Source organism: Zooshikella harenae, from assembly GCF_018837975.1.
GTDB lineage: Bacteria > Pseudomonadota > Gammaproteobacteria > Pseudomonadales > Zooshikellaceae > Zooshikella > Zooshikella harenae.
The window spans coordinates 1-2281 of sequence record NZ_JAGSOY010000195.1; the positions used below are offsets into that span (position 1 = coordinate 1).

3 protein-coding genes are annotated in these 2281 nt (G+C 46.0%); 1 reads left to right on the forward strand and 2 read right to left on the reverse strand.

Annotated elements, in window-relative coordinates; translation table 11 throughout:
- The coding region (locus KCG35_RS24705) for a hypothetical protein (protein ID WP_215822516.1) at window positions 1–245 on the forward strand (245 nt) is incomplete at its 5' end.
- A 39-nt stretch (window positions 246–284) separates the two neighbouring features.
- On the opposite strand, the gene KCG35_RS24710 is transcribed toward KCG35_RS24705, so the two are convergent.
- Together KCG35_RS24710 and KCG35_RS24715 are read right to left on the reverse strand one after the other, a co-directional pair.
- Window positions 285–749 carry a helix-turn-helix domain-containing protein gene (locus KCG35_RS24710; protein ID WP_215822517.1) on the reverse strand — a complete coding sequence of 155 codons (465 nt, stop codon included), beginning with the start codon at window positions 747–749 and terminating at the stop codon, window positions 285–287.
- 17 nt (window positions 750–766) lie between these two features.
- Window positions 767–2281: RHS repeat domain-containing protein (locus tag KCG35_RS24715; RefSeq protein ID WP_304956772.1), on the reverse strand; the 1515-nt coding region annotated here is incomplete at its 5' end.

Sequence of the window (2281 nt, forward strand, 5' to 3'; positions counted from 1 at the left end):
AGAGCCCACTCTCTGCATCAAAGTATTGCCCAGGGAAGCGCAGATTTAAAGTAACCGCTATCGGGTTTATCAGTGTGTCAAAAAATAGAGTGTTTGAGGGCAGGCCCTCAAGAGCTGAGGGCACGGATTTCTCAGTAAAATTTTGGGGAGGAGGGTTGGCAATGAAGTTGTGTTTAGAACGACGTAGCCAACCTGCAAAATGGAGCCGGAAATATGGTCGGCTCATTTTTTCTTTAACAGTGTAAGCCAAGGCCAATCCGAGTTACGGTCCCCTTTTATTCCATTTACTTATTTCTTTCGGAAGGAGAAAACATAAGTAGTTCAACTGGTATATTCAAAGCTTTGGCCAGCTGCTTAATGTTTTCAATACACCAGTTTTCAAGAAAATCCTCTTCACTTTCCATTGAGTCAATTACGTATTCATAAAAACCGATATCATCAGAAAGTTCTGATTTTGATTTATTTAACTGCTCACGCCTCGTTTTTATCAATTTATTTCTTGGCATATCAACCAGAGAATTAAACTGACCCAGGTTACTTTTAGATGCCTCAAAAAAATCAAAATAATTTGTCTGTAAAACGGCTAATAGCTGCTTTAGTCTTTTTAGGTCCAGAACAGTCTCAAGTTCATCGTCGAAAGATTCAAGGTCACCATACTCATATATTGTGAGGCCGGATTTCTTTGATAGCTCTAAGTCGGTCATCCCTAGTGAAATTCGTCTTCTCTTTAATTTCTCTGAAATACTCATGACATGAATTCTATTAATTACTGAAGAAGCGGTGACAATGGGCCACATTTAAGAGGTGCGCACTTTCGCCCTCCTCCTGGAAGCTTAGGCAAAATTAGAGGTGGAGGTAAGACCTTAGGTGCTGACTGTTCCGGGTGTTCCCATGGATCATAGTCATCCCCATTTGGGTCTGTTTCACACTGATCTTTCTTAGGTTTTTTCTGCCCCGGCCATGGTTTCTTAGCGTTTTCTGGGTGTTGTTTGGTTTTACCTCCAGATGGGCCTACATCCCAATGGGGCCAATGGCCTTTATCTTCGGGATGAACAGTCCATATATCACCATCTGGATCAGTGACATAGTCCTTACCATTAGGCCATTGGCCGTGTCCCCATGTATCCGGGTCATATCCCGGTGGTGGTGGAGGATAGTCTCCAATAGCCAAGCCTCTTGGGTCTACCCACCGCAAAGGATTCCCTTCAACATACGCATACGCATTCAACCCACCAGCAAGCCCAATGGGATCACTTTCGATGTAGCGTCCAGTAGTTGGATCGTAATCGCGAAAATAGTTGTAAAAGAGCCCACTCTCTGCATCAAAGTATTGCCCAGGGAAGCGCAGATTTAAAGTAACGGCTTGCCCATCACCATCGGGGTTATCGGCTACCTGACCCACACCATACGCATCACTGTACCAGGCCCACACAATGTTACCTTCGATGTTAGTCGCACGACGTGGCGTATTGAGGTGATCTGCATGGATATAGCTCACCTGGGTATTGGCTACTTTGCCATCACCTTGGTAATGCACTTCGATCATGGCCACCGGCATATTGCCTAACCACACATAGTGACGATCGAGTAGCTTACGGGTGCTGGAGTAATTAGCTTCGGCTAATAGCTGGCCGGCTAAGTCATATTGGTAAACACCATAGTAAGACTGTCCCCCTAAGATGCGCTCTTTAACGACCCGCTCACCAATGGCATTGTAGGTGTATTTAGCACGAAGCTCACCGTTTACGGTCATGCTGCTTAAACGCCCACGGGCGTCATAGGTGGCATTGGCACCACGACTGGCCAGGGTATTCCCCATCGCATCCAAGCTGACGGTTTCTTTGTTGAGCTTGCTCAAGCGGTTGCTATTGTCGTGATAGCTCAGGACTTGTTTTTTGGTTTGGCTGTTACCAGACGCATCCGCTTTAGTAGTCCAGATACGTTGAGTACGGTTGCCCACTTCATCAAATTGATAGGTCTTCTGCCCAAAGTAACCACTTTCCAATGCTAAGCGGTCTAAGGCATCGTATTCAAAGGCTTGGTTCAGGTTGGCCTGTAAACCATCGTCGATGCTGAGGATGTTACCGACCGCATCATAGCCATAACTCAGGCTTTGAATGCCTTGCACGCTTTGACTAGTAAGCTGGAAATCCTGGTCATATTGACGGTTCAGGGTTAAGCCATTGCCCCAGGTTAGGCTTTGGACAGGGCCAAAGGGTAGGTAGCTGATGTTTTGCGCGACATTGATGTCATCATTGCTGCCACTGTGGCTGAAGTTGAT